The organism is Alkalibacillus silvisoli (genome assembly GCF_039521975.1).
GTDB lineage: Bacteria > Bacillota > Bacilli > Bacillales > Alkalibacillaceae > Alkalibacillus > Alkalibacillus silvisoli.
Genome location: NZ_BAAACZ010000040.1, coordinates 1 through 2,207, shown reverse-complemented (window position 1 = coordinate 2,207; position 2,207 = coordinate 1). Strand labels below are relative to the sequence as shown.

The window sequence follows — 2,207 nt, the reverse complement described above, 5'->3', positions numbered from 1 at the left end:
CAACATCGACTGAAGACAAGGAAGTCTCTTCAGATTCAGATGGAGTCAAAGACGAAGAAATGTCTAACGAAACTGAGGAAGAAAAGGAAAATGAAGACCCAAAAGAAGTAACTCGTAATGTAGATGTTCAATCGACTTCTTCAGTTTTAGAGTATCAGGATAGTGATGATAAAATTCAAGAGATGAAGCTTAAATTAGTAGAGTTAGGCTTCGGCACACATTGGACAAATCCAACGACTTATTTTGGATCAGAGACGGTCGAAGTAGTCAAAGAATTCCAAGCGTACTATGGGTTACCTGTCACAGGTAAAGGAGATGAAGATACGGTAGATCAGATTGAAGAGGTTCTAGCCAGTCCATTTCAAGTCGGTAACCGTAGTGAATTGATTCAAGAGCACAAACAAGTGGTATTTGAATTAGGTTATGCTCCACATTGGACAAATCCTACAGAATACTATGGTCCTGATACAGAAGCAGTGGTTAGGGAATTTCAAGCAGCGAATGAGTTAACTGTAAACGGCATCTTGGATGAAGTGACCCTTGAGAAACTGGAAGAATTGGGGAGTACACTAGCAACCCAAGAATCTTCAGAAACCGATTTGAAATATGGGTTTAGAAGTGAGGAAGTTGTCGACTTTAAAGAAGACCTAATGGCATTAGGGTTCGGCACGCATTGGACAAACCCAACGACTTATTTTGGACCGGGGACGGTTGAAGTCGTAGAAGCATTTCAAGCGTATTACGGTATTCCAGTAACTAGTGAGGGCGATGAGGCGACCTTAGCGAAGGTAGAGGAAGTCCTCACGAACTCATACCAAGTCGGTAACAGCAGTGAGGCGATTCAAGAGGTAAAGCAACGTATTTTCGAATTAGGCTATGCACCACATTGGACAGATCCAACTTCGTATTACGGAACTGATACAGAAGCCGTTGTGAAGGAATTCCAGTCAGCAAATGGGTTAGTTGAGAACGGTATAATCGATGAAGTGACGTTGGGTAAGATTGAAGAGATTGAAAGTGCGTCTTTAGCTTATGGTCTAAACAGACCCGATGTCGTTGACTTTAAAGAGGATTTAATGGCATTAGGATTTGGGTCACATTGGACGAATCCGACGACTTACTTTGGACCGGGGACGGTTGAAGTTGTAGAAGCGTTTCAAGCGTATTACGATATTCCGGTAACTAGTGAGGGCGATGAAACAACTTTAGCGAAGATAGAGGAGATCCTCTCAAGCCCATACCAAGCCGGTAACCGAAGTGACGCAATTCAAGAGGTGAAGGAGCGTATCTTTGAACTAGGTTATGCATCTCATTGGACAGATCCAACTTCGTATTACGGAACTGATACAGAAGCCGTTGTGAAGGAATTCCAGTCAGCAAATGGGTTAGTTGAGAACGGTATAATCGATGAAGTGACGTTGGGTAAGATTGAAGAGATTGAAAATGCACCTTTAGCTTATGGCCTAAGAAGACCCGATGTCGTTGACTTTAAAGAGGATTTAATGGCATTAGGATTTGGGTCACATTGGACGAATCCGACAACTTACTTTGGACCGGGGACGGTTGAAGTCGTAGAAGCGTTTCAAGCGTATTACGATATTCCGGTAACTAGTGAGGGCGATGAAACAACTTTAGCGAAGATAGAGGAGATCCTCTCTAGTGAATATCAAGTCGGTAACCGAAGTGAAGCGATTCAAAAAATTAAGGAAGACATTTTTGAATTAGGTTTTGGCACCCATTGGACAGAACCGACTGATTACTATGGGACAGATACAGAAAATGTCGTTAGACAACTACAAGCGTATTACAGCCTTTCGGTCAATGGTATAATTGATGAAACCACTTTAACTAAGATTGAGGAGGAATCTTCCAATCTATTAAGGCGAGGTCAGAGAAGCGAAGAAATTAAACGTATTAAAGAAGATATCTATGAATTAGGTTTTGGCACCCATTGGACAGAACCGACTGATTACTATGGGACAGATACAGAAAATGTCGTAAGAGATTTCCAATTATTTTATGGTTTAGCTCCGAGTGGAACTATCAATGAATTTACATTAAACAAGATTGATGAGATTAAATCGAGTTCTATGAGACAGGGTGAAAGTAGCCAAGCAATTCAGGAAATGAAAGAGGATTTATATAACCTAGGGTTTGGTTCTCATTGGACAAACCCAACGACCTACTATGGTAACGATACTGAGAAT

The 2,207-nt window shown here is 41.4% G+C and carries 1 protein-coding gene; it reads left to right on the top strand.

The features are described from left to right. Positions 1 to 2,207, top strand: a 2,207-nt coding sequence (locus ABDZ63_RS15765; RefSeq protein WP_343785174.1) for a peptidoglycan-binding protein, incomplete at both ends; no start/stop codon positions are given.